Raw genomic sequence first — 25362 nt, forward strand, 5'->3', positions numbered from 1 at the left:
CGCATTGCCGATAAATAGATACCGGCCTAAGGAATTGAACCATGAGCATGTTTTCGATCGGCTTAAGCGGCCTCAATGCGGCGCAGAATGCCCTCAATACGACAAGCAACAACATTAGTAACGTCTATACGCCCAGTTATAATCGCGAGCTTACCCAGCTCGGTGAGGGACGTGTAGGGGGCGGCGTACGTGTCGATGATATCGAGCGCCAGTTCAATACTTACGTGGCCAATCAGCTCAATAATGCTAAGACGCAGTCCAGCGCTTTAGAAACGTATTACAACCAAGTCTCACAAATTGATAACTTGTTGGCCGATCGAGACGCAGGTCTTTCCCCGCTCATGCAGACGTTTTTCTCGTCTTTGGAAGACTTGGCAAGCTCGCCCTCTGACCCAGCAGCACGCCAAGGGGTGCTGGGAACGGCAAACACGCTGAGCGCACAGTTTCGTTCGTTCGATGGTTATTTGCAGGACATGCAGAGCAATATCAATAACCAGATCAAAGACGAAATCACTCAAGTCAACAATACGGTGGAGCAGATTGCCGGCCTTAACAAAGAGATTTCGCTGGCACGCGCACGAACTGGTGAAGCTCCGAACAGCTTGCTGAATCAGCGAGATTTTTTGGTTTCTCAGCTCAACGAGCGCATGGATTTGCGGCTCAACGTGCAGGATGGCAAGACGTACAACATTAGCTTGCCCAACGGTCAGCCGCTCGTCACGGGAACTAGCTCGTTCAAATTAGAACCCGTGCAGGCCGACTACGATCCACAGCGGACGATCGTGGGATATCGTGATGGAGGCGGTAACCTGATTCAGTTGGACGAGTCTACGGTCAAAGGAGGCGCGTTAGGTGGCTTGATGACCTTCCGTTCTGAGACGCTCGATAAAACTCAGAACCAAGTCGGACAGCTCGCCGTGTCGTTATCCGTGGCGTTTAACGAACAGCATAAACAGGGCGTTGACTTGGACGGCGTTCAGGGCGATGACTTCTTTAATGTCAGGACACCCCAGGCCTACAGTTATGAGGGCAATAGTGCCGTCACGATCGATGCAATCGCGTTTGACACAGACAACATCGCTCAACTTCGTGCAACAGATTACACCGTCAGTTTTGCTGGCGGCACTCCTACAGTGACGCGTAACGATAGCGGTGCAAACGTCGATATCGGGACAGGGTGGGACGCTGCCAACAATACGCTGTCGTTTGGCGGCATCTCCATGACGTTCAGCAATACACCGGCCAATGGGGACCAGTTCGAGGTTCAACCCGTGCGTCGAGCGGCCAATGGGATGGAAGTCAATCTCATCGATGCCGATAAAATTGCGGCGGGTTTGCCCATCAATCCCAACGATGATCCGGCCGATTGGATCGCTGCAGGCGCAGGCGATAATAGCAACGCCTTGCTGCTCCAAGATCTTCAAAGTAAAAACATCGTAGGGGGGAGTGCCTCGGTCAGCGGTGCCTATGGTGCGCTCGTTAGTGACGTGGGGAATCGCACCAACATTACCCAAGTCAACCTGGATGCGCGTCAGGGGCTAACGGATCAGCTCCGGGCCGTACAGCAGTCCGAGTCAGGCGTTAACTTGGATGAAGAAGCGGCTAACCTGATTCGATACCAGCAATTTTATCAAGCGAATGCCCGCGTGATCGATACGGCAGGTACGATCATGGATACCATTTTGAATCTGCGGAACTAATAGGAGCTTAGGCGATGCGTGTCAGTACGGTCACTATGTATGAGCAGAGTACGGCTTCCATTAACCGTCAGCAAAATGACTTTCTAAAGATTGGTCAGCAAATTGCCAGCGGCCGCCGGGTCGTCAACCCGTCCGATGATCCGCAAGCGGCATCACGTGCGGTAGGGGTGGACCAGTCGAAAGCCATCACACAGCAGTATGAAGATGCTCGGGTATCGGCACGTAATTCACTGGCACAGACAGAAAGTATTCTGAATAGTATTAGTGATGCGGTGACCAGTGCCAAAACACTATTGATCCAAGCATCCAGTGATACCTTGAGTGATGTCGATCGGGAGTCCATCGCCAGTGAGTTGAAAGGCGTTTACGAGACGATGATTGGGCAGGCGAATGCCACCGATGGTAACGGCCGCTATATTTTTGGTGGTTATAAAGATAACGCGCCGCCTTTCGTTAAATCTGCGACAGGCAGTATTGAATACAATGGTGATGTTAACGCGCGTTCTCAGCGTGTCGACTCGTCTCGCCTCATGCCTGTCACAGAAAATGGAGCAACGATTTTCCAAGGTGTGCCTAGCGGAGCAGGCTACATCGCAAACGCTGACGTAGCCAATCAGGGAAGCGTGACGTTTAGTGGACCTCAAGTGACCAGCGTCAACGACCCGAATTATGGTGAAAGCTTTCGCGTCCTTTTCGACGATGATGGGGCTGGTAACCCCACTTATACCGTTGAGCAGTTTGATGGTGCTGCTTGGCAGCCAGTAGCGGGCCTTGAAGACCAAGCTTATGACCCTGCCGGCGAGCAAATAAGTTTTGGTGGCGTCAGTTTGACCTTGAAAGGAGCTCCTCAGGTCGGTGATGAGATCTCGGTAGCGCGGCCTGGCAGCGACCAGCTTCCCGCTGACCTGTTCCGCACCATGGAAGCAGCGATTCGTGTGCTAGAGACCCCAGCAGAGAACGATACGCAAAAGGCTGCCCTTCGCAATACGCTGAATACGTCCATGCGTGAATTAGATAATTCACTAGACAATGTGTTGACGGTACGCGCTTCTGCTGGCGCAAGGCTCAATGAGCTGGATGTCATCGATGCGGTAGGCAATAACCGTATGCTCAACTATGAGCAGACGCTATCGGATCTGGTCGATCTCGACTATGCCGATGCGATTTCGGAGTATAGCCTGCGTCAAGTAGGCCTGCAGGCGGCTCAAAAAGCGTTCGTGGATATCAAAGGCATGTCGTTGTTCGACTTCATGTAGCGTCTCAGCGCCTAACGTCTACTGAAAGCCTCAGCCAGGATGCTGAGGCTTTTTAGTTCAAGGGGGCCATGGTCTCGATGAGGCTCTGGGTAAAATTGACCCCTTGGCTAAACAGCTGTTGGAGAAAGCGGCCGATATCGCTCATCAACACCATGAGCAGCACAATGCCAACGGTCAACGACGTGGGAAAGCCAATATTGAAGACGGTCAGCTGTGGCGCTGAGCGGTTGAGGATGCCTAGCGATAGGCTAATGATCAGCAGCGATGCCACCAGAGGAAGAGCCAGCAGCATGCCGGAGGCAAAAATCGTTCCTGCATACCGCGCCAGTAATTCGAAGGCATTCGGGTTCAAGGTGCCGATCCCGATAGGCAGCGTTTGAAAGCTCATCACCAACGCCTCCAACACCATCAAATGGCCGTTAAACGCGAGAAACATCAGTAGCGTGACCATGTAGAGAATGCGTGAGAGCACCATGATGTTCGTGCCGCTCGACATGTCGAAAAAGCTCGCAAAGGCCAAGCCCATCTGTAAGCCGATGAACTCACCGGCGGCCTGAACGACCGCGAAGACGATATGCATCACGAGTCCAATCGCGATACCGATCAGCATTTGTTCGACGATGATGCCAAGCCCCGCCCAAGACATGAGCGGGACGTTTGGCATGGGAGGCAAAACAGGAGTAATGACGACGGCAATGACCGCTGCCAGAGACACTTTCGCTGGCGTTGGGATGCTAGAGTGGCCCCAGAGAGGCGTCGCCGTCATAAACGCTGTAATGCGTACGAAAGGCCAAAAGAAAGCGACTAGCCACCCCTGTAGCTGCGCAAAGGTGACGTCGACCATGGTTACATCACCATGGCGGGAATATTGGTGAATAGGCGCGTTGTAAAGTCGGTAATCAAACCGATGAGCCAAGGGCCTGCTAGTACTAGAACGGCAAAAACGGCCAGAATCTTTGGAATGAAGGTAAGCGTCATTTCATTGATCTGAGTGGCCGCCTGAAACAGGCTGATAATCAGACCTGTAAAGAGGGCCGCCAACAGCATGGGTCCCGCCAAAAAAAGCGTTACGCGCATGCCTTGATAAGCAACGCTCATCACCATTTCAGGTGTCATGGATAGAGGCTCCTTGCCGCGCATGCGACGTTAAATCATATAAAAACTTTCAGCCAGCGAGCCAATGATGAGCTGCCAGCCATCGACTAGTACGAAGAGCATGAGCTTGAAAGGCAGTGAGATGGTCACAGGAGGCACCATCATCATCCCTAGTGCCATCAAGGTGCTCGCCACCACTAAATCAATGATCAAGAATGGAATGAAGATGGTGAAGCCGATTTGAAAGGCTGTCTTGAGTTCGCTGGTGACAAAAGCGGGAAGCAGCACCCGCATGGGGAGCTCCTCGGGGCCTTGCAGCGGACCGACATCGGCCAGACGAACGAAGAGAGCGAGGTCGGGTTCCCGCGTCTGTGCCAACATGAACTCACGAAAGGGGAGTTGAGCACGCAGTAAGAACTCTTCGAAATTGATCACTTCGTCCGTCAAAGGCACCCAGGCGGTATCGTAGACCTGACTCAAGACGGGCGACATAATGAAAAACGTCAGAAACAGCGCAATGCCCAGTAGTACCTGATTGGGCGGCGTTGCCTGCGTTCCCATGGCGGTGCGCAGCAAGCTCAATACGATGATGATGCGTGTGAAGCTGGTCATCATCAACAGCATCGCAGGTAAAAAGGCCAGCGAGCTTAAAAATAGCAGCGTTTGTAGCGAGAGCGACCACTGCTGGCCGCCATCTTCCATTGGCTGTGATACAAGGCCGGGTAGCTGCTGAGCGGCGGCGGGTAAGGCTATCAGGCTGCCAACCAGAAACAGCGCCAACAGCCACCAGCGACGTAGAAAGGGCCAAGCAACGGGCGAAACGTGAGTCATGATGAGTGCTGAGAGTCTGAAGAGGGTGAGGCGCTTTTACCACGATTCTTGGCCAGCGCATTGGCTAGGCGCTGCGAGAAACGAGAGGGCGGCGATTCAGGCGTCGGGGGGCGGTCTAGTGGAGCGGGCCGCTCATGCAGTTTGCTGATACGGCCACTACTGACCCCCAACACTAGCCACGTATCTTCTACTTCGACGACCACCACGCGCTCACGATTGCCAACGGCAGTGGTTCCGACGATCCGAAGCCGCGCCCCCTGGTCGAACCGGTGTTGTTGCCAGCGCTTGAGCAGCGACGTACAGACCAAAATGATCGCTATGACGAGTGCGAGCGCCGCGGCCGTTTTACCCAACGCGGCCATGCCCACCAGGGCGTCACCGCCGCTTAGCGCATCGACCGAGGGCTGAGCGCTGGAAGTCGCCACGCTCATCGGTTGAGTTTATGAATCCGTTCGGACGGCGTGATAATTTCCGTAATACGGATACCGTACTTATCTTCGATGACGACCACTTCGCCCTGGGCAATCAAATAGCCGTTGATCAGGATATCCATGGGCTCCCCAGCAAGGCCCTCTAGCTCGATAACGGAGCCTTGCGCCAGCTCCAGGAGCTGTTTGATCGTGAGCTTCGTGCGGCCGAGTTCTACGGTCAGCTTGACCGGAATGTCCATGATCATCTCTAGATCACGGGAGGGGGCATTTCCTTGCTCACCGCTCAGTGGGCGAAACACCTCTTCGCTTGCAGACTTGGCTTGAGGCGCCTCTGGGGCGGGCTCATCCTCTGCATGAGACTGCTCGGCTGCTTCCTGCTCAGCCATGGCAGCTGCCCAGGGGTCCTCGTCTTCGCTGGCGGCATCCGCGTCAGACGACGGCTCTTCTTGCTCAGACATGGCTTCCGCCCAATCGTCATCAGAGACTTTTTGATCGGGTTTATTAGGATCAGTCATGCTTTGGATTCCTTGGCTTTCTGTCGCGTTGAACCTTTAATAAAGTCCTTGGACGATACGTTATTCATAGCAGCATGGTCGATCATGCGCAGTACCCGTAACGCGCGTTGCTGGCGCTGGCTACCGTACTCGCACTCCATGACGGGAACCCCATCGACACGTGCGGTAATCGTGTTAGGGATATCCACCGGCAAGACATCCCCTTTTTTCAGTCCCATGACCTGCGCAATACGGCTGGGAATTTGTGCAAACTCGGCCACCAGCTCTACTTCCGATTGGCGGAGTTCGCTTGCCATACGACGTGACCAGGAGCCGTCACTGTCATGATTACTATCGTTGATCGGGTTCACCAACAGGTCACGCAGCGGCTCGATCATGGCGTAGGGCATACAGATTTGAAAACTGCTCGAGAGGTTGCCAACTTCGATGTTGAATTTGGTATTCACCACGATCTCGTTGGGAGAGTTAGTGATGTTGGCAAACTTCGACTGCACTTCTGAGCGTAAAAAGTGGACATCGATGGGGTATACCACTTTCCAGGCTTCTTGATACGCATCGATCGCCAGATTCAATAATCGCTGAATAATGCGCTGCTCGGTGTTGGTGAACTCACGCCCATCCGACTTGGTGACGAAACGTCCGTCGCCCCCAAATAGGTTGTCCACCACCATGAAAACCAAATTCGGTGGGAAAACCACCAGTCCAGAGCCTCGCAGCGGTTTCATCGATACGATATTGAGGTTGGTGGGTACCGGTACGTTGCGTGAAAAGTTGCTGAAGCTCTGATAGCTAACAGACTCTACCGTGATGTCTGAGCTGCGCCGAATCAGGTTGAACAAGCCGTTGCGGAAATAACGCGCAAAACGCTCGTTGATAAAATCGAGCGCGTGAAGACGTTCACGAATGACCCGGTGCTGTGTCGACGGGTCATAAGGACGTATACGCGATTCATCCTGCGTTTGAGAAGACGCTACCGAGGGCTCGTCATCTCCGCTGACGCCTTTGAGTAAGGCATCGATCTCTTCCTGGGACAGTAGATCGTCCTGCGACATGAACGGCTCCGTTCCCTAGGTTATTGCACAATGAATTCGGTAAACAGCACTTCCCGAAGGTCTAGCGGGGGCTGGTTTTCCGTCAGTGGAACGCTCAAGCGGTTAATGATTTCTTGGGCGAGCGTCTCTTTGCCTTCTGTCGAGGTCAGCTGGTTGGCTTGCTTGCCTGAGAGCAGAATGAGCAGACGGCTGCGAACTTGCGGCATGTGCTCTTCGATGAGTGCTTTACTTTGTTCGTTACCCACACGCAGGGTAATACCCGCGTAAAGTAGGCGCGATCCAAAGCGGTCATCCGCAAGATTGACGGTAAAGGGTTCGATCTGCGTAAACACCGGAGGCGTGTGTGCGACCGTTTGCTGTTGGGTTTCTCCATCGGTGCTGCCGTCACGCTGGTCGAGCACGAGGTAGATCGCCGCCGCTGCACCTGCTGACGAGAGCAAGACAAGAATGATCATTACCCAAAGCAGTTTTTTTGATCCGCCGCTTGATTCTGCCATTGTTGTTCCCATGATGTTCACGCATGACGCTAGCCAAGCATTATGCCTAACGCGGGTGATGGTGAAGAAACGAACAGGCTTCCTTGGGGAGCCTATCTTTTGGTTTAGTTAATTAACCCGATCATGACGACATAGGTCATGCCAAACGCCGAGGCGACTTAAGCATAGAGATCGACGCGTCCATCCAGGGTTACCGGCGTGCTGTCCAACGTGGCTGTTGGCCCATTACTTTCGACGTCGTTGCCGTCACTCAGCCCGCCGCCGCCATTACCCTGCTGGGCAAAGGCTTGTTCATTGGAAGCGTTTTGCTCACCCACTGACGTTTCACCCAGTGAAATGCCTTGTTCGGCCAGCGCGTCGCGTAGTTGCGGAATCGCCTGCTCCAATACCTGACGAACCTGCGCATGAGCCGATAAGAAGTGCGCCTGGGCACCGTGTTCGGTCATTTTCAATGAAATGGAGAGCGGGCCAAGTTCGGCGGGGTGCAGTTTCATCTGAATGTGTTGCTCCCCCCCTCGCTGAGCAAATTGAACGAGTTGCTGACCGAGCTGGGATGGCCACGCCGGATGCGATACGTGAGTACCGATCGAGGAGGGGAGCGAGGTGCCCGATGGAACGGCAGCAGGGGCAGGAGTGCCATGAACATTAGGCACGTTGAGTGCTAGTTCGCTGGCGCTACCCAGCCGCGCAGCTGTGTCATTAGCGCCATTGCTGACCGCCAAGGCACTCGTCATTGCCTCACTACTGACGCGAAGTTGAGATGCATTCATTTGCGCAGCCGATGCCGTCAGCGTGCTGTATGTGGCAGGCTGACTGCTCGAGGATGCATGAGCCGTAGAGTTGGCGGCGAGCAGTGAGACGATGTGCTGGTTGCGGGACTCAAGTGTAGAGTCACCGGCCGAGCCTGTGCCGGCAGCGAGTTGCTGATAAGCAGCGACTAACGCGGCAGCATCTTGTTGGCTGACCGCTAACTGTTCGGCAATATCAGCAATCGACACGGTCTCAGCCGTGACGTCGCGGGATTGAGTCGTTGCATCACTGAAGGCTGCGACCAGCGCAAGACGACTGGAAATTTCGTCAAGCACTGATGGTAAGGTCTCTCCGGTGCTGCTGAGCATGCCGGGCAGAGCGGCTAGCTGGTCGGCGCTGGGTTGCTCTGCGTTGTGTAGCTGCGCGAGAAGCGTCGCGAGCTCTTCTTGGTCGAGCTCAATGCCTAGTGACTCCAATAGCGAGGCGAACTCCTTCAGAGCAGCCGATGCCTGTGAGGCGGATGTCGCACCGGTAGCGAGTTCTTGCGGCAGGCGTGGCTGTCCTTCATTCGCCTGAAGCATGGCTTGGCGGAAAAGACCGTTGCTGGAGAGGCTTTGAGCCCCGGTTGCCTGTGAAGCCGACATGCCATTGCCTTGGCTAGGACTCGCAGAAAGTAACAGTTGAATATTCATGAATAGGCTTCCTGACGCGACGCTAAAGGGGTTTGTCAGACTGTTGGCGAGCCAGACGATTAGTGACCATGTCGTCGCTCGCTTTCTGCTCGTGACGCGCTTGTCGGCGGTGCTCTTCTAATAACCGGCGCGAGGCCAGTGTATCGTAAGAGGAGAGTTTGCGCTGCTCCTGTTGCCAGTGCTGTTGGCTTTGTTGCACGCGCTTTTGCTGCGCCGCTAGCGCCTGTCGGGCACGGCTAAGAGCAGCATCCAGTGACGCCAAGAACTGTTGATAATTGTACATGGTAGCGGGGTCGATACCGTCACGCATGGCTTGCTGTAAACGCTCGGCGTACTCCGCCCGATAGCGATTGAGCGACTGAAGCTGCGCTTCGGTTTGCTGCTGAGTTTGGCGCTCTTGCGCCAGCAGTTTGCCGGCTTGGTCGCGTGCATCGCGGGCAAGGTCTGTCAGCATATCGAGCTGTTGATGACTCATTTAGCCTCCCACTACCGTGTGCAGGGCTTGGCGGGACTCCTCAAGCGGCGCACACTCCTCGATATTTTGTTGAAGAAATCGCTCTAGATCAGGAAAGCGATTGACGGCTTCATCTAGCCGAGGGTCATGCCCAGGGCTGTAGGCTCCCACGCTGATCAAATCGCGGTTGCGTTGATAGCGTGAAAAGAGTTGTTTGAACGTTCGCGCTTTCTGCTGCTGTTCTTGCGTCACGATGGCAGTCATCGCACGACTGATAGACGCTTCTATGTCGATGGCAGGGTAGTGGCCTGCTTCGGCCAGTGTGCGTGATAACACGATATGGCCATCCAAGATCGCCCTGGCCGAATCGGCGATAGGGTCCTGCTGGTCATCTCCCTCGGTGAGTACGGTATAGAACGCCGTAATCGAGCCGCCGCCTCGCTCCGCATTTCCCGCCCGCTCGACCAAGCCAGGCAATTTGGCGAACACCGATGGCGGATACCCTTTCGTGGCGGGCGGTTCGCCGATGGCGAGCGCGATTTCCCGCTGAGCCATGGCATAGCGCGTTAGCGAGTCCATGATCAGCAACACGTTGCGCCCAGCGTCGCGGAACCCTTCGGCAATGCGCGTGGCGTAAGCGGCCCCCTGCAATCGTTGGAGGGGCGACGTGTCGGCAGGGGCGGCGACGACCACGGCGCGTCGACGGCCCTCTGGACCCAAAATATTGTCGATGAAATCCTGCACTTCGCGGCCGCGCTCGCCGATCAAGCCAACCACGATCACATCGGCTTGGGTATAGCGTGCCATCATACCCAGCAGTACCGATTTACCGACCCCAGAGCCAGCGAATAGCCCCATGCGTTGGCCTCGGCCTACGCTAAGCAGTGCGTTGATGGCGCGGATGCCGACATCGATCTGTGACTCGATGGGCGCTCGAGACAGCGGGTTGAGCGGTCGAGACTGCAGAGTCGTGCGGGGTGCCTCTTCGACGCTTTCACGGTCGTCGAGCGGGTTACCGTTACCATCGAGTACGCGCCCCAGCAGTTCGTCGCCGACTGGGAAGCGACGAGCACTATGCCCGTTGCCATCGACCAAGGGCGTCACCCGTGCGCCTGGCATCAAGCCAGAAATTTCTTCCAGCGGCATCAGGTAAAGCTTATCGCCCGAGAAGCCAACGACTTCGGCTTCGGCATGCTTATCACTGTCGTTCAGGCGGCCATCGGCGCCCGGAAGTTCGATTTGGCAGGCGCTCCCAACCGCCACACGTAACCCGACTACTTCGATCACCATGCCCGTTGCGCGCACCACGCGACCGCTGGTGCGGTAATACGGTAGCCTTCCCACGCGCTGAGTCGTGCGTTGGAGAGCTTTTTGCCATCGGTGCTGATGCGGGCAACGTAAATGGTTCATGGCATTACGCTCCCGATGATGGCGCGCTGTGGCGCTTACGGAGCTGAGCTTGGACGCTCTGCCAACGGCTTTCGAACGTGGCATCCAATTCGCCCTGGGCGCTGGTCAAGCGACAGCCACCACGTGCCAGCTGGTCATCCGGCTGCAGCGTCCAACTGGCCGCTTCTAGCTCGCTGCCTAAGTGCTCAGCGACGAGTTCATGGTCAGCGGGGTTGAGCCATAGCCGTTGGCTGCCAACGAGCGGAGGCTCGGTGTGCAGCAGCTCTCGCACGATGGCGAGAATATGGTCGGGATGGTCTGCCAATGCCTCGCCTGCCAACTGCTTGCCGGTGGTCAAAGCAAGCTCTACCAGGTCGTGAGCAATGGTGTCGTCAAGGCGCTCAAGAGCATCGGAGAACTGTTTAGCTAACGCCGCCAGAGGTGTCACGCTCTGGCGGATTTGTTCGTTGAGCTCTTGCGCGGCATGCTCGCGGCCTTCGTTAAGGCCTTGGGTATACCCCTCTTCATGTCCGCGCGCCAGCCCTGCCTGGTACCCCTCTTCTTCGGCGGCTTTGCGCAGTCGTTCGTAAATGTCTTTACGCTCTTGCTCTTCACGTACCCGCGCTTCCTCTGCTGCGCGCCGTGCCGCCTCGACTTTTCGCTGGTGTTCGTTAGGCACAGTGCCATGGCTGTCGAATTGTGAGCGGCGGGACGAGGTCAGCTCGTCCATTTGCCAACGTCGCCAATCTCCGTGACGGTCAAACTCGGGAGCATGCGTATTAGACATACTCGTCGTCTCCACCTGCTAGGACGATTTCACCTGAATCAGCCAGGCGGCGAACGATTTGTAGAATCGCTTTCTGCTCGGTTTCTACCTGGGAAACGCGAATGGGGCCACGGGCTTCCATGTCTTCGCGAACCAAGTCGGCAGCACGCTGGGACATGTTGCGCAGGAATTTGTCCACCAGCGCGTCTTGGGCTCCCTTGAGTGCCACCACCAAGGAGTTCGTCTCGACTTCTTGTAGCACCATCTGAATGGCACGGTTGTCCAGGTCCAGCAAGTTCTCGAACAGGAACATCTCGTCGATGATTTTCTGGGCAAGATCTTCGCTGTGCGAACGAACGGTCTCGATGGCCACTTCTTCCTGAGACGAATTCATCAGGTTGAGGATCTCGGCCGCCGTTCTTACGCCGCCCATTTTGCTACGCTTGAGGTTCTGGCCATCGAGCATACTGCTGAGCACCTCGGTGAGCTCCTGCAGAGCGGCAGGCTGAACGCCGCTGAACGTGGCAATCCGCAGGACGACATCGTTACGCAACTTCTCTTCGAACAGCTCGAGAATATCGGCCGCCTGATGACGATCCAGGTGTACCAGGATGGTCGCAATGATCTGCGGGTGCTCGTCGCGGATAAGCTCCGATACCATGGATGCTTCCATCAGGTTCAGGGCATCGATACCGGAGTTTTCGCCCGTAGATTCGAGAATGTCCTCGATGAGGCTGGTGGCTCGCTCACTGCCCAGCGCCTTGGTCAGCACCGACCGAATGTGTTCGCTTGAGTTGAGGTTCAGGGCCACGAACTCTTCGGTCTCGCGATGGAAGGCTTCTAGCACGGCTTTCATGTCTTCATGGGAGACTTGGTGAAGCCGCGCCATTTCGGTACTGATCTCTTGCACTTCGCTGGCGCTGAGGAATTTGAACACCTCTGCGGCGCTGTCTTCATCCAGCGCCAGCAGGAGAATGGCGCTTTTACGAGCGCCGCTCATTTCGGCAATGCTAGTCATTGGCGTTCATCCAACTGCGAATGATCATCGCGACCATACGGGGGTCTTCCTGAGCCATCTCTCGCAGATCGTTAAGGTTGTGTTCGTAGAGCGACGTTTTGCGACGGCGCTTGGGCTTGCTGCTGTAGGTGTCTTCCTCGTCGCCATCACTCTCACTCTCCTGCTCGTCCTCTTCATCTCCTATGCGCGTACTCAGCGTTCCTCCAGGCATGGCAGCCGCCATCACCGGAGGTTGCGTGTAGCGCTTGATCAGCGGGCGCAAAATCAGCCAATAGAGTAGCAAGGCGGCAATAGCGACAAGAAGGTAGCGGCCCAGCGTCGTCGCCATGGCGATGTTGTCGGGGTGCTGCCACCACTCCGTTTCGATGCGAGTCTCGTCATCGGCGGCAAAGGGCGTATTCACGACTTCGACTTGGTCGCCTCGTAGCTCAGAGAATCCCATGGCCTGCTGAACAAGGCGTTCGATCTGGGCGATCTCCTCGGCGCTGAGAGCCACCTGTTCTACCTCGCCCTCTTCATTGGTCACGCGACGGAAATTGACAACGACCGCTGCAGAGAGCCTTTGGACTTGGCCTAGGCGATGCTGAACGTGCTCGATGCTGCGGTCGACTTCGTAATTCACCACGTCTTCTTGACGCAGGTTGCGCAGCGCACCGGGCTCGGCATCGTCGTTCCCATCGCCCTCTTCTGCATCTGGCTGATTGATGGGGGAGGGAGCGACACCTGGCGGAGTATTGCTGAGCGCGCCAGGAATGCCGGTCGCTAACGGGTCTTCGCCATCGTACGACAGGCTCAGCTGGCGACTGCGTACGGCGGACTCGTTAGGTGCTTGGTTGGGGCTATAGCGCTCGGAGGTTTGCTCACGACGCGAAAAATCGATTTGAGCCGCTACCTGGGCGCGTACATTGTCGCTGCCCATGATAGGCGACAGGATGTTTTCGATCCGCTGCTGGTAAGAGCGTTCGACTTCCGTGATATAGGCCAGCTGAGTGCCGTCTAGATCGTTGCCTTGGGCGCTGTTGGCTGTCAGTAGACGCCCGTTTTGATCGACGACGGTGACGTCCTCAATGGCGAGTTCGGGCACGCTGCTGGACACCATGTGGACGATGGCGCTCACCTGACCCTCACCCAGTACCCGCCCAGGTAACAGAGTGAGCACGACGGATGCCTTGGCAGGCTCCCGGTCGCGGATGAAGACCGACGGCTTCGCCATGGAAAGATGCACTCGGACGCGTTCGACGGGCCCCAGCGACTCGATGGACCGGGCAAGCTCACCTTCCAGTCCACGTTGGAAGTTGACCTGCTCAGCAAACTGGCTAATACCGAACGCCTGCGTTTCCATGAGCTCTAGACCCAGGTTACCCCCTTGCGGTAGACCCTGTTCGGCCAGTTGAAGGCGCAGGGTGTGCACTTGGTCGCTGGGTACCAGCAGGGCTTGGCCACCCTGGCTGAACTGATAGGGAACGCCACGGGTATCTAGCTCTGTAATGATTCGGCCGCCGTCAGCTTCGCTGAGGTTGCTATAAAGCACCCGGTAGTCGGGACTGCTGGCCCACATGAAGAGGGCTGCCACAATCGCGATAGACGCAGCAGCGGCCACCAAAACGACCACAAGCGGATTGCCGCGCAACTGCTTCATAGTGCGCTCAAAAACCGATGGGCTGTTGGTGTCGTTCTCTGCAGCTCCGCTACGCGGAGGGCTTTGTGTCGTGCTGTTTTGACGGCCTGCCGTCGCACCCGTTTCGCTCATGCGTCCCTCCAGATGGGAAGGCAAAACGGGGGTCGACCAAGGCGCATCACCAAAGAAGGCATAGGCTATATCCGTCAATCGCGGTTATCCGCTGAAAGAATGAAGCGGAATTGTGATGGACGCCATTATCCTGGGGGGCGTCAACCATAAATGAACGAAAAGCTTGGCTTTTCACACGCATTTGTACGTATGAGGCTTTTCGTACCGATGGTAGGCTTGCGGCATTAAATGGCCACCCGCAAATTGAGGCAAGTGTATGAGTTCACCTTCCATACAGTCTGCGCTGCAGCAGATGCAAGGGCTCGCCGCCCAGGCGGCTCAGCCGATCAAGGGCGAGCAGCTAACGACGTCGGTTGGGCAGTCGGGCTTTGGTAGTGAGCTGCAGGCTTCTATTCAGCGTATCAATCGTTTACAGCAGTCGGCCAACGCGAAAGCGATGGCGTTTCAGGCTGGTGAGCCGAACGTCGAACTGAACGATGTCATGGTCGATATGCAGAAAGCGAGCGTGGCCTTTCAAATGGGTATGCAGGTACGCAATCGTTTAGTGACCGCATACCGCGACGTTATGAATATGCAGGTGTAAGGCGTTTAGCTTAAGCCGAGAGGGTGGTCGGCTGACACGATGCCGACGCTCTTGGCCGTGCGCTGCTACCGTTACGCTTGTGAAGAGATAAGCTTGCCTTGCAGTTCCTCCAGGCGTTCGGCCATTTGTAATATCTCTTCTGCAGGGATTTGGCGTATCACATCGCCCGTTTCTCGATCGATCACTCGGGTGATGATGCGCGATGAATCCTCACTGATGTCGAATTCAAGCCCACGAGGGCGCATGACATCGTTGATGCGCTGGATAGGTTCCACCAGCTCTTCTCTGGTCGCGGGTTGAGTGTCTGAGGGTGCTGGCTGGAGGGGGGTAGGCGTGATCGCAATGAGGCTGGAATCATGGCGTGAGCGCTCCTGCGGCAGTGCGGCGACGAGTGATGAGGCGATTGAATCAACGATGAATGGGCCCATATACAACGTTCCTCCCTAAGCGAAGCCAGTCATGGCTAGGTAGCGTAACCGAGTAAAGGCGTGAGGCCGTTTACCGTTCGGTGATGAGCCTCTTCACAAGTCTATCGGCATGTTTGCCATCAACTTTATAGTTTTTACTATAGACGAAAAGAAAGTGTTATTAGCCCTATGGCGGGCATACGGCTCAATGAAAGCTTCTGTTATGCTTTGTTACTTTGTGATGGGTGTTAATACATAACGCGTTGGGGAAAGTGAGGCACGCATGGAAGTCCAGCAAGATGAGTACGAGAGCGTCACTAGCGCGTCGGCCATAAGCTCTCTATTAAACACCATGATCGAGAGTGGCGGCGTGTCTCTTTGCTTGGCAGCCCCTGATGCGAGTCCAGAGCCTATTGTGTTGATGGAGCAGCATGAGGGCGACACGCTCGTCATGGATCTCTCCTCCGTCGACTACTTGCTGGGCCGCTTGCAGCAAGGAGAGCAGTTTTTCTTGCGTGGTCAATCCCAGGGTAAAGTAGTGAGAACGCCGCTTCTCTCGTTGACCGAAACCCGCCGTTCTGGCGGTCGTTTTTTATGTTGCAGTGATTATCCTGCCTCAGTCGACGTTTTGCAGCGTCGTGAGTCCTATCGTGCCGAACTGCGCATGGGTATGGTGGTGGCGGCGACCGTCTTTGGGGATGGGGATGAAAGTGTGCTGGGCGAGCTTCGCGACCTGTCGCAAGACGGATGCCAGCTTGAGTTGCCGTTGGCCGCTAGTGGCGTGCTGGCAGAGACCGATGCGCCGCTGAAGATTGCGTTGACTTTCCCTAATGGCACTTACTTCGAGGTTCACGCGGTTGCGCGGCACCAAAAAACCGACCCTGAGCGTCACTTATTGCGCGTTGGCTTCCGTTTTACAGGCTGCACGTCCGAACAAGAGCGCCAGATTTGGTACTTCGTCTGCGAGATCGAGCGCGAAGCGTCGCGTTATAAAAAAGAAGCCCAAGAAGAGCGTCAGCCGTCGCCCCTTTTCGAGCAGCCTAGTCGTCGTGCGCCGGATACCGAGCACGTGGGAAGACGAGATATTCGTCGCTACGCGACACCAATGGCGCGGCGCTTGGTCAAAGTGGCGGCGTTTTTGGATGCCCAGTTGCTGCTGCTTCAGCAGGGGAGCGACATCGATTCACGCCAGCTTTCACGCAATGCCGACCGTTTGTTGATGCTGCACGAAGAGGATCGTGAAGGGCTATTGTTTGCTTCTCGCTGTCTTTCATTGGAGCCGCTGCTGGTGCGCCACGGTATCGCCGTGGCGGTGCATCTACTGGACTTGGTAGGCAATAACATGCCCCGGGAAGTGCGTAAGGCCATCGTGGCAAGTGGATTGGTTCACGACCTGGGTAAAGCGTTGATACCTCAGGTAGTGTTCAAGGCGCCTAGCTTTGAGGCGACCCATCGTCGCGCGCTCAGTGAGCACGTGTCGCTACTATTGGCGCGTCTACATACCTGCCAGTGGCTCTCTGCCACCGTGGCGCAAGCCGTCATTGGTGGTATCAATGAGCGGCTGGATGGTAGCGGTTATCCAGAAGGGTTGACCGGTGAGGACATCAACGAGTTGGCAAAAGCGAGTGCGGTCGTCGATGTGGTAGAAGCCATGCGGCGCGACCGTGCGGATCGCCCAGGGCGCACCGCTCAGCAGATCTACCGACACCTCCTTGCGCATCCGCATCAGTTCGACCCGCGCTGGATCAAGCGTTACATCGAGCATTTCAAAACGCTACCGGTGGGTTCTTTGGCGCTCTTTTCGAGCGAACAGTTGGCCTGGGTACTACGTCTCGATGACAGTGGTTCGCCGCTAGAGGTCGTGTTGACGCAGCAGCCAGAGCCACCCATGCGTGACAATTTGGGTGCGGTCATTCGAGGCGACGTCTTGGAACGACTGGGTAAACCCATCCGTGAAGTAGCCGTCTCGACATAGGTGTCCCGCGCAGGGTGGCAAAATTAAAACGCCATTATGTTTAAAGTCCGCGACGCCCGCGCCGATATATTGAATAGCTGAGCAAGCATGCTCAACCACTCAGTTGAAACAGCCGTTCGCTGCGAAGTAACGGCTGTCGTTTTACCTCATACAGGAGTGCCCGCCAATGACTTACACTCGCGGTGGCGCCGCTAATGGACGTGGTGCAAGTGCGTATGCCCGTGTCGGCGTTGAAAGTGGTGTGATGTCTGCTGACCCGCATCAACTGATCGTGATGCTTTTTGACGGTGCTCAGGCAGCCATCCGTGCAGCACGTATTCATATGCAAGCTGGTAATCGGGCCGAAAAAGGGCGCTCGATTTCCAAGGCTCTCGACATTATCAATAACGGCCTGGCGGCGGCCCTTGATCAAGAGAAAGGTGGCGTTATTGCCGAGCGGCTTGCGTCACTGTACGACTATATCGCTCGCTTGCTGTTGGCGGCTAACTTACGCAACGACGAAGAGAGCCTCAATCAAGCCGAGCGTTTACTTGAAGATATCGCTTCCGCATGGCGTGAAATCGGTCAACAGCAGAGTGCATGAGGCAAGCATGGCAGCTTCCGAAACAGCCCATCGTCATTCGCAACAGGCACTCTTGGATGCTTATTCAAAGCTGCTGGTGCGCGTTCACCATATGCATGAGCTGGCGAACGCAGAGCAGTGGGCAGAACTGATCGAACAGCGCAGTAATTACGTGGTGCTGGTTGAAGAGCTGCGTGAATTAGATGTCACGGTCGTGCTCGATGCGCAGGGTAAGCAGCGCAAGTCTGAACTGCTAGAGCAAATTCTGGAGCATGACGTTGAGATTCGTCGCCGCTTGGTTGCCCGGCGTGATGAGCTTGGCAAGTTGATCGGTGTCACCCAGCGTCAGCGGGATTTGCACCGCGCTTATGCGCCCCAGCAGGGGGCCTACGACGCTTACGAGAGCGATCCCTCTCGCGATAAGGGGGCGTCGTGAGTGGCATTACGCCGCTTATCGACACCCTGTTGCATCAGGTGCTTGGCCGCCAAGCCGAGGTGTCCACACAGCGTGCTTTGAATGCGCCCGTTCAACCGGTATATGCCGGTGACGGACCAAGAGCGTTACAGGGTGATGCTGGGCTGGATGGCCGCCCACTCGCACCGCTATTGGGTGATCTAAAGCGCTTGCCAGGCTCGCCCGATGGGTTTCGACAAGCGCCACCGGGCGCGCTGCCCACTGGGGCTCCTAGCTCCACGCAAACGCATTTCAGTCCGGCGGCGCGCACTATCGCCGATGTGTTGCTGCGTTTTCCTGCTCCTCCCACCGTGCTACGTCCACAAGCGCCGCTAATGACAACGCAGGAGACGCCCTCGGCAACGGTATTGGCTAACCGATTAGAGGCGAGTATTCGAGACAGCGGTCTCTTTTACGAATCCCACCTTAAGCGCTGGTTTCAAGGTGAGGCTCCCCGTCAACAGCTGATGCGTGAACCACAAATGCAGCCTGGTCCTCGCCCTGCCGCCATCTTCGTGCCTAACGCTACATCGGCAGTGCTGAATACCACCTCCACGGCTCCTGCGTCGGCGCTATTGGCGAGCTCGGCGCCGTTAGCCATTTTGCCTAATACATCGCTGACCCCGGCAGCGGGCGGTCAGCTACTGCTAGAGCGTCCCGCCCTGTTGCCGCCCAGCCCCAGCGCTACGCCACCTCCCTTGACGGTCAGTCGAGAGCTGCCTCAGGTGCCCGTGGCCTTGCCAGTGAGCAGCGAATGGGACGTGTCGAGTCGAGGAGGGCCCAAGGAGATCGTTCACGAGAGCTTGCAAGGGCTCGTGCGTCAGCAATTGGAGATGATGGTAACGCCGACGCTGCGCTGGGAAGGTGATGTCTGGGCGGGGATTTTTATGGCGCTCGTGATCCATCTGCCCGGCCGCGACGGGCAAAAAGGCGCGGGGGGGGACGAGGGTGAGGCAGACGAGGGGTGGCGGTCGGAAATGCAGCTCGATGTCCCTAATCTCGGACGCTTTAGCATTGCGCTGTCACTTTATCAGGGAACTCTAACGATCGATTTGACGGCCGATAATGTGACGACTCAACAGCGCCTAGAAGAGGGCGTTGGCGCGTTGGAGCAGCGGTTAAGTGCCTTCGATTTCCGTAAAGTTCGTGTCATGGTGAGACATGTAACATTGGAGAGCGATGATGCCGATCGCGGATGATCGACGCCGCCAAGCCGTCGCGCTGGCCTATCAAGAGGGAGAGCGGGCTCCACGTGTCGTGGCAAAAGGATACGGGGAGCTTGCAGAGCGGATTATGGCGGAAGCGCAGCGCCAGGGTATCTACGTACACGATGCCCCAGAATTGGTAGCGCTATTAATGCAGTTAGACTTAGATGCAGAGATACCTGCCAGCTTGTATCAGGTCGTCGCTGAGCTGCTCGTCTGGGTCTTTGAGCTATCGGACAGTGGGCTGACTCAGCGTGAAAGGCTCAAGTAGCCAATGCAAGCGTTGTATGCAACCATGATACTGGGAACAAAAGTCATCAATGGCGCCAGTATAACGGTCACAATGTAGCGCCTGTGTCGTTCGATGGGACACTATGAGTCAAACAAGCTTTCTCGATGAAATTCAAGAGATCAACTTAGCGTATCTATTACTTGCGCAGCGGCTGTTGAGCGAAGATCGTGAGGCAGCGATGTTTCGCCTAAAAATCGATGGTGAGCTCGCCGACCTTTTGATATCGCTCAATGCGTGGCAATTGACCAAGCTGGCGCGGAGCAACCAGTTGGTCTGCCGGTTCAGCCACTCGAGTGGACAGCGGCTGCGCGACATTCTTGAAAACCCTAGGGATCAAGGGCTGTCGGGGCTGCATGCGTCACTGCTATCTGCCTGTGAGCCGATGAGATCACTGACGTCAGGAGAGTCGAAGTGAGCCAGAAAAGCTTGGTTGATGAAATGCACCAAGTACAGCTGGCCATTGAGCTGATCGAATTAGGTGCACGTTTGCAGGTGTTGGAGACGGAGACGGAGCTGAGCCGTACCCGCTTGATCAAACTTTACAAAGAAGTGCGCGGAATGTCGCCGCCTAAGGGGATGCTGCCATTCTCTGCGGATTGGTTCGTCACTTGGCTGCCCAACGTGCACTCCTCGTTCTTCTACAACATTTATGTCGGGCTGCTGAAAGGCGCTGGCTGTGAGCGCATCGACGCCTTCGTTAAGGCTTATCGACTGTACGAAGAGCAGATTTCTTTGGAAGGTGTGGAGCCTGTGCTTGGGCTGACACGTGCTTGGACACTGGTGCGCTTTTTCGAAAGTGATCTTTTGCAGCTGACCACCTGTACACGTTGTGAAGGCCACTTCGTCGCTCATGCCCACAGCCCAACGCACGACTATGTCTGCGGTATTTGCCAGCCCCCTTCCCGGGCTGGCAAGACCCGTAAAGCATCGCGCTGAACGTATAAAATTGTCACACCTCTAGCGGCGTGGCGGTGAGTCAATAAACTACCTCTCTAACGCTTAGATAGCGGTAAAAGGCGGTGGTACTTTTTCATTAAACAGCGCATTCGTCTTAGTATGATGTTGCTAAGTAGCAGTTGGGATAGAGCGGTGCCTGCGTGGACAAGCCTGGGACCCTGCTCTGTTTGATAAAAAAACCGATATCGCAAGGACTCTGCTTGTGCTGATTCTTTTAGGTTATGTGGTCGTAATAGGGTGTGTGTTCGGCGGCTATGTACTGGCAGGGGGCAGCTTAGGTCCTCTTTACCAACCATTGGAGCTTTTGATCATTGGGGGGGCTGGCGTAGGTGCCTTTATCGCCGCCAACAACGGCAAAGCCATCAAGGCGTCGTTCAAAATTTTGCCCCGCCTAAAGCGCACCAAAAAGTACAATAAAGCGCTCTATATGGAGCTCATGGCGTTGCAGTACAAAATCCTCTCCAAAGTACGCCGTGAGGGGATGCTGGGCATCGAGCGCGATATCGACAATCCCCAAGAGAGCCCTCTTTTTCAAGAGCATCCTTCGGTGCTGGCAGACCCGCATATCATGAACTTCCTGACCGACTACTTACGACTAATGGTCAGTGGCGGCATGGAGCCCATGGAAATCGATGAGCTGATGCTGCATGAAATCGAAGTGTTTGAGCAGGAAGCCCATGTGCCCATCGATGCCATTGCGAAGGTCGGCGATGCGATGCCAGCCTTTGGTATCGTGGCGGCCGTTATGGGTGTCATTAAAGCACTTACCTACGCTGACGCCAGTCCCGAGCAGATGGGCGAAATGATTGCCCATGCGCTCGTGGGGACCTTCCTCGGTATTTTGATGGGCTACGGCTTTATCAGCCCGATCGCCAGCTATGCCGATCGCCAGGCGAAAGAAGCAGAAAAAATGCTGCAGTGCATTCGCGTAACACTGCTGGCGAGCTTGCACGGCTACGCCCCTCAGCTCGCCGTCGAATTTGGTCGTAAAGCCCTGCATACCGCTGAACGACCCAGCTTTACCGAACTGGAAGAGTACGTGCGCGACGCCAAAAAGGGCGGTAATGCATGAGTAAAGGTGGCGATAAGCGCCCGATTGTCATCAGGCGTAAGAAAGTGGTGCACGCCCACCATGGGGGAGCGTGGAAAATCGCGCTGGCGGATTTCATGACCGCACTAATGGCCCTCTTCTTGGTGATGTGGATTTTGAGTGTCTCCAGTGACGAAACCCGGAGGGGCGTTGCGGAGTACTTCAGCACCCCGCTCGTGACCGCCATTACCGGAGGAGATAGGTCGGGCAGTACACGCGTGATTCCTGGTGGAGGGCCTGACCCCACGCACAGCGACGGTGAGCGTGCGCGCATCGACGTACTACAGCAAACACGCCCAAGCGCTCAGGAAAGGCGTTTCTTCGATGATCTGCAAGAGCGTATCGAGCGCGCCATCGAGCGTGACCCGGAGCTGCGTGAGCTGCGCAACCAAATGCGCTTCGATTTGACCCGGGAAGGACTGCGCATTCAATTGCTGGACACCGAGCAGCGCCCGATGTTCGAGCTGGGTAGCGATCAAGTGGCGCCGTATATGCGCAGCCTATTGCGCACCATGGCACCGCTGTTGAACGAATTGCCGAACGACCTAAGCATCAGTGGGCACACTGACAGTGTTCCCTATGCGGGTGGTTACCGGGGTTACAGCAACTGGGAGCTGTCCAATGACCGAGCCAATGCGTCGCGTCGCGAATTAGTGGCCGGTGGGCTTGACCCAGATCAACTTTTGCGCGTATCGGGCTTTGCGGACCGCGTACTGTTGTCTGACACTTCGCCCACGGATCCGATCAATCGTCGTATCGAGCTCGTCGTCCTGCTGCCTGAGATCGCTGAAGCCATTCGTAATCCAGGCATTCTGTCGGCAGATGACACGCTGCCGGAGGGCAATGTGCCTGAGGCACTGCTCCCCGACCAAGCGTTGCCCGGCGACACGGCGCTCGATGAGCCAGTGCCAGCAGAACAAGTGCCACCCAATATGCCGCAGGTCGACGATGCACAGTAATCTCGGCTTGTCACAAAAAAATATGACGTTCACGTGGAGCGGTGCATGGATATAGCGGATTTTTTTGACACCTTTTTTGAAGAAGCGGAAGAGCTGCTGGCCGATATGGAGCAGCACTTACTGGAACTGGATGTCGATGATCCGGATAGCGAGCAGCTAAACGCTATCTTCCGAGCCGCCCACTCGATCAAAGGTGGCGCAGGGACCTTCGGTTTTAGCGTGCTCCAGAAAACCACGCATATTTTCGAAAACCTGCTGGATCATGCTCGCAAAGGCGAATTGACCCTGCGTGCCGAGCACGTGGATACCTTTTTAGAGGCCAAAGACATCATGCACGAGCAGCTCGATGCCTACCGCAACGAGGAAGAGCCTAACCAAGAAGCGTACGAGCGTATCTGCCAGACGTTACAGCAAATTGCCCTTGAAGAGATTGGCAAGACGCTCGATGCGCCCGCTGCGGCTCCGGCTCCGGCCCCCAAGAAAGAGGCACCTCAAGATGAGAAAGAGGCGTCGGCTGGCAGTGAGCAGTTACTCAAAGTGGCGCTTCTCAACGTTGGCGACAAAGACCGTGGGCTACTCGTCGAAGAGCTAGAGCAGTTAGGCGACATTCAATCTCAGTCGGGCGATGAAAAACGCTACGAAGTCACCCTGAGCGGTGGTGTCAGTGCCGATGATATCGAAGCCGTCATGTGCTTCATTATCGAGCCTGACCAAATTGAAATCACGGCGTTGGGCGCAGCAGCCCCTGCTGCGGCGCCCGACGCGAAAGCGAAAGACGTCACGCCTGCCGCAGAAGCACCGGCCGTTGAAGCGAAGCCGGCTGCACCTGCGCTGAAAGAGCCTGCCAAAGCAACCACCAGTAAATCGGCGAAGGCAGCGCCCAAAAAAGCGGCCGCAGAGTCATCCTCGATTCGTGTGTCGGTGGATAAGGTCGATCAGATCATCAACTTGGTAGGCGAGCTGATCATTACACAGTCGATGCTCGATCAAACGGTCAGTGACCTTGGCGACCAGTCGGTGGGCAATAGTTCCCTGCAAAATGGCATGAGCTTGTTGCAGCGTAACGCCCGCGACCTTCAAGAAGCGGTCATGTCGATTCGTATGATCCCCATGGAGTTCGTGTTCAGCCGCTTCCCACGAGTCGTGCGTGACACTGCAGGCAAGCTCGGTAAAGAGATCGAGCTGGTGACGGAAGGCAAATCCACCGAGTTGGATAAGAGCTTGGTCGAGCGCATCACCGACCCGCTGACGCACTTGGTGCGTAACAGCTTGGATCATGGTATCGAGATGCCCGACGAGCGCGAGGCGTTGGGTAAGCCGCGTACCGGCAAACTGGTGCTTTCCGCCCGTCACCAGGGTGGCAATATTCTGATCGAAGTTCGCGACGACGGGGCTGGTATGGACCGGGATCGCCTGCTGGCCAAAGCTCGTGAAAACGGCCTCAACGTCTCGGATACCATGTCGGACGAGGACGTCTATCAACTGATCTTTGCGCCTGGTTTCTCCACGGCGAAAGAGGTGACCGATGTCTCCGGTCGTGGCGTGGGGATGGACGTGGTCAAGCGAAACATCCAAGGCATGGGTGGGCGCGTTGAAATTCAGTCCAAAAAAGGCGAAGGCACCAATACGCGGATCGTACTGCCGCTAACGCTGGCCATTCTGGACGGTATGTCGATCAAAGTCGGCAACGAAACCTTTATTCTGCCCCTGTCTACCGTGCTGGAGTCGCTACAGCCTGCCAAGGGAGACATGTACGCCATGGCAGGGGACGATGTGGTGCTCAAAGTGCGCGATGAGTACCTCCCAGTCATTGCCATTCACGAAGTGCTGGATGTCGAAAACGCCATTACCGACCCGACCAAGAGTATTGCTGTCATCGTTCAGGGGGAAGGGCGTCGCTACGCCATGTTGGTGGATGAGCTCATCGGCCAGCAGCAGGTCGTGGTGAAGAACCTCGAAGACAATTATCGCAAAGTGCCCGGCGTATCGGCCGCTACCATCTTGGGAGATGGCAGCGTTGCGCTAATTCTCGATATCACTGGCTTACACCGTTTAAGCCGTGCCAAAAAAGAAGCAGGGAAAGTCGCTAACCAACCCCATCTCTCTTATTACAAGGAGGCTGAGCCGTCATGAGTCAAGCATCTAATGAGGCGGTGCTAGCCGCCGCCGAAGCGGAAAACCGTGAGTTTCTCGTATTCTCGCTGGGTGATGAAGAGTACGCCATCGATATTTTGAAGGTGCAGGAGATCCGCGGTTACGAAAACGTGACCCGTATCGCCAATGCGCCCGACTTTATTAAAGGGGTGACGAATCTGCGCGGCGTCATCGTGCCGATCGTGGACCTACGTATCAAGTTTCATCTGGATAACGTCGAGTACGGTGGCCAGACGGTCGTCATCGTCGTCAACGTCGCGGATCGTATCGTCGGCATCGTGGTCGACGGCGTATCCGACGTCATGACCCTGACGCCGGATCAAATCAAACCCGCGCCCGAATTTGGCGTTACGCTCTCCTCCGATTTCCTGAGCGGTCTCGGCAGCCTAGACGATCGGATGCTCGTCCTGGTCGATATCGACAAGCTGCTCACCAGCGAGGAAATGGCGCTGGTCGACAGCACCAGCCACCACTAAAGACCTACCGCAGGGCACAGGGAGTGTGCCCGCCTTAAGTCAATGAATACCC

The 25362-nt window shown here is 56.0% G+C and carries 28 protein-coding genes; 14 read left to right on the forward strand and 14 right to left on the reverse strand.

The window, feature by feature from the left end:
• Positions 1-41 precede the first annotated feature (41 nt).
• Positions 42-1700 carry a flagellar hook-associated protein FlgK gene (gene flgK, locus FRH_RS06405; protein WP_219862336.1) on the forward strand — a complete coding sequence of 553 codons (1659 nt, stop codon included), beginning with the start codon at positions 42-44 and terminating at the stop codon, positions 1698-1700.
• A gap of 14 nt (positions 1701-1714) precedes the next feature.
• Complete coding sequence (flgL, locus tag FRH_RS06410) at positions 1715-2956, forward strand: flagellar hook-associated protein FlgL (protein WP_153843276.1); 1242 nt, start codon at positions 1715-1717, stop codon at positions 2954-2956.
• A gap of 52 nt (positions 2957-3008) precedes the next feature.
• Here the strand turns inward: flgL and fliR are convergent, their stop codons facing one another.
• From fliR to fliF, 13 genes are all read right to left on the reverse strand, one after another.
• Positions 3009-3800, reverse strand: a complete 792-nt coding sequence (gene fliR, locus FRH_RS06415) for a flagellar biosynthetic protein FliR (protein WP_239286287.1) — start codon at positions 3798-3800, stop codon at positions 3009-3011.
• A gap of 2 nt (positions 3801-3802) precedes the next feature.
• Positions 3803-4072, reverse strand: coding sequence for a flagellar biosynthesis protein FliQ (gene fliQ, locus FRH_RS06420; RefSeq protein ID WP_044629584.1), 270 nt, complete (start codon positions 4070-4072; stop codon positions 3803-3805).
• A 30-nt stretch (positions 4073-4102) separates the two neighbouring features.
• Positions 4103-4882 (reverse strand): flagellar type III secretion system pore protein FliP, encoded by a 780-nt coding sequence (gene fliP / locus FRH_RS06425; protein ID WP_139527788.1) that lies wholly within the window; start codon positions 4880-4882, stop codon positions 4103-4105.
• Positions 4879-5313: a flagellar biosynthetic protein FliO gene (fliO, locus tag FRH_RS06430; protein ID WP_139527789.1), complete on the reverse strand. Its 435-nt coding sequence runs from the start codon at positions 5311-5313 to the stop codon at positions 4879-4881. The genes fliP and fliO overlap by 4 nt, the downstream gene beginning before the upstream one ends.
• Positions 5310-5828, reverse strand: coding sequence for a flagellar motor switch protein FliN (gene fliN, locus FRH_RS06435; RefSeq protein ID WP_139527790.1), 519 nt, complete (start codon positions 5826-5828; stop codon positions 5310-5312). Before fliN ends, fliO begins: the two co-directional genes overlap by 4 nt.
• Complete coding sequence (gene fliM, locus FRH_RS06440) at positions 5825-6880, reverse strand: flagellar motor switch protein FliM (protein WP_139527791.1); 1056 nt, start codon at positions 6878-6880, stop codon at positions 5825-5827. The genes fliN and fliM overlap by 4 nt, the downstream gene beginning before the upstream one ends.
• 20 nt (positions 6881-6900) lie before the next feature.
• Positions 6901-7377, reverse strand: a complete 477-nt coding sequence (gene fliL, locus FRH_RS06445; RefSeq protein WP_139527792.1) for a flagellar basal body-associated protein FliL — start codon at positions 7375-7377, stop codon at positions 6901-6903.
• 158 nt (positions 7378-7535) lie between these two features.
• Positions 7536-8819 (reverse strand): flagellar hook-length control protein FliK, encoded by a 1284-nt coding sequence (locus FRH_RS06450; RefSeq protein WP_281997979.1) that lies wholly within the window; start codon positions 8817-8819, stop codon positions 7536-7538.
• A 22-nt stretch (positions 8820-8841) separates the two neighbouring features.
• Positions 8842-9294 (reverse strand): flagellar export protein FliJ, encoded by a 453-nt coding sequence (gene fliJ / locus FRH_RS06455; RefSeq protein WP_139527794.1) that lies wholly within the window; start codon positions 9292-9294, stop codon positions 8842-8844.
• Positions 9295-10683, reverse strand: a complete 1389-nt coding sequence (gene fliI, locus FRH_RS06460; RefSeq protein ID WP_139527795.1) for a flagellar protein export ATPase FliI — start codon at positions 10681-10683, stop codon at positions 9295-9297.
• A gap of 4 nt (positions 10684-10687) precedes the next feature.
• Entirely contained in the window at positions 10688-11449 is a 762-nt protein-coding gene (gene fliH, locus FRH_RS06465; protein ID WP_139527796.1) for a flagellar assembly protein FliH, read from the reverse strand.
• On the reverse strand, positions 11442-12446 hold the full coding sequence (gene fliG, locus FRH_RS06470; protein ID WP_139527797.1) for a flagellar motor switch protein FliG: 1005 nt from the start codon (positions 12444-12446) through the stop codon (positions 11442-11444). Before fliG ends, fliH begins: the two co-directional genes overlap by 8 nt.
• Positions 12439-14196, reverse strand: a complete 1758-nt coding sequence (gene fliF, locus FRH_RS06475) for a flagellar basal-body MS-ring/collar protein FliF (protein ID WP_139527798.1) — start codon at positions 14194-14196, stop codon at positions 12439-12441. The genes fliG and fliF overlap by 8 nt, the downstream gene beginning before the upstream one ends.
• A gap of 256 nt (positions 14197-14452) precedes the next feature.
• Here fliF and fliE point away from each other — a divergent pair, with 256 nt between their 5' ends.
• Entirely contained in the window at positions 14453-14779 is a 327-nt protein-coding gene (gene fliE, locus FRH_RS06480) for a flagellar hook-basal body complex protein FliE (RefSeq protein WP_139527799.1), read from the forward strand.
• A 71-nt stretch (positions 14780-14850) separates the two neighbouring features.
• Here the strand turns inward: fliE and FRH_RS06485 are convergent, their stop codons facing one another.
• The gene (locus tag FRH_RS06485) at positions 14851-15207 is read right to left on the reverse strand and encodes a flagellar protein FlaG (RefSeq protein WP_153843272.1); all 357 of its coding nucleotides are present in this window, start codon (positions 15205-15207) and stop codon (positions 14851-14853) included.
• A 262-nt stretch (positions 15208-15469) separates the two neighbouring features.
• On the opposite strand from FRH_RS06485, the gene FRH_RS06490 reads away from it, so the two are divergent.
• The 11 genes from FRH_RS06490 to cheW all read left to right on the forward strand — a co-directional run bounded on the left by FRH_RS06490 (position 15470) and on the right by cheW (position 25310).
• Positions 15470-17161 carry an HD domain-containing phosphohydrolase gene (locus FRH_RS06490; RefSeq protein WP_139527801.1) on the forward strand — a complete coding sequence of 564 codons (1692 nt, stop codon included), beginning with the start codon at positions 15470-15472 and terminating at the stop codon, positions 17159-17161.
• 166 nt (positions 17162-17327) lie between these two features.
• Entirely contained in the window at positions 17328-17744 is a 417-nt protein-coding gene (fliS, locus tag FRH_RS06495; RefSeq protein ID WP_139527802.1) for a flagellar export chaperone FliS, read from the forward strand.
• Between the two features lie 7 nt (positions 17745-17751).
• Positions 17752-18159 (forward strand): flagellar protein FliT, encoded by a 408-nt coding sequence (gene fliT, locus FRH_RS06500; RefSeq protein ID WP_139527803.1) that lies wholly within the window; start codon positions 17752-17754, stop codon positions 18157-18159.
• Complete coding sequence (locus FRH_RS06505; RefSeq protein WP_281997980.1) at positions 18156-19376, forward strand: flagellar hook-length control protein FliK; 1221 nt, start codon at positions 18156-18158, stop codon at positions 19374-19376. Before fliT ends, FRH_RS06505 begins: the two co-directional genes overlap by 4 nt.
• Positions 19357-19653 (forward strand): EscU/YscU/HrcU family type III secretion system export apparatus switch protein, encoded by a 297-nt coding sequence (locus FRH_RS06510; RefSeq protein ID WP_281997981.1) that lies wholly within the window; start codon positions 19357-19359, stop codon positions 19651-19653. Before FRH_RS06505 ends, FRH_RS06510 begins: the two co-directional genes overlap by 20 nt.
• Positions 19654-19756: 103 nt before the next feature.
• Complete coding sequence (gene flhD, locus FRH_RS06515; protein ID WP_139527806.1) at positions 19757-20089, forward strand: flagellar transcriptional regulator FlhD; 333 nt, start codon at positions 19757-19759, stop codon at positions 20087-20089.
• A complete protein-coding gene (gene flhC, locus FRH_RS06520; protein ID WP_139527807.1) occupies positions 20086-20610 on the forward strand; it encodes a flagellar transcriptional regulator FlhC in 525 nt (174 codons plus the stop codon). The genes flhD and flhC overlap by 4 nt, the downstream gene beginning before the upstream one ends.
• Positions 20611-20833: 223 nt before the next feature.
• Positions 20834-21703 (forward strand): flagellar motor stator protein MotA, encoded by an 870-nt coding sequence (gene motA / locus FRH_RS06525; RefSeq protein ID WP_139527808.1) that lies wholly within the window; start codon positions 20834-20836, stop codon positions 21701-21703.
• Positions 21700-22680, forward strand: a complete 981-nt coding sequence (gene motB / locus FRH_RS06530) for a flagellar motor protein MotB (RefSeq protein ID WP_139527809.1) — start codon at positions 21700-21702, stop codon at positions 22678-22680. Before motA ends, motB begins: the two co-directional genes overlap by 4 nt.
• A 45-nt stretch (positions 22681-22725) precedes the next feature.
• Complete coding sequence (gene cheA, locus FRH_RS06535; RefSeq protein WP_139527810.1) at positions 22726-24813, forward strand: chemotaxis protein CheA; 2088 nt, start codon at positions 22726-22728, stop codon at positions 24811-24813.
• Positions 24810-25310 (forward strand): chemotaxis protein CheW, encoded by a 501-nt coding sequence (gene cheW / locus FRH_RS06540; protein WP_139527811.1) that lies wholly within the window; start codon positions 24810-24812, stop codon positions 25308-25310. Before cheA ends, cheW begins: the two co-directional genes overlap by 4 nt.
• Positions 25311-25362 lie beyond the last annotated feature (52 nt).

It is taken from the genome of Halomonas sp. A020 (genome assembly GCF_027943625.1).
In the GTDB taxonomy this organism is placed as follows: Bacteria; Pseudomonadota; Gammaproteobacteria; order Pseudomonadales; family Halomonadaceae; genus Vreelandella; species Vreelandella piezotolerans.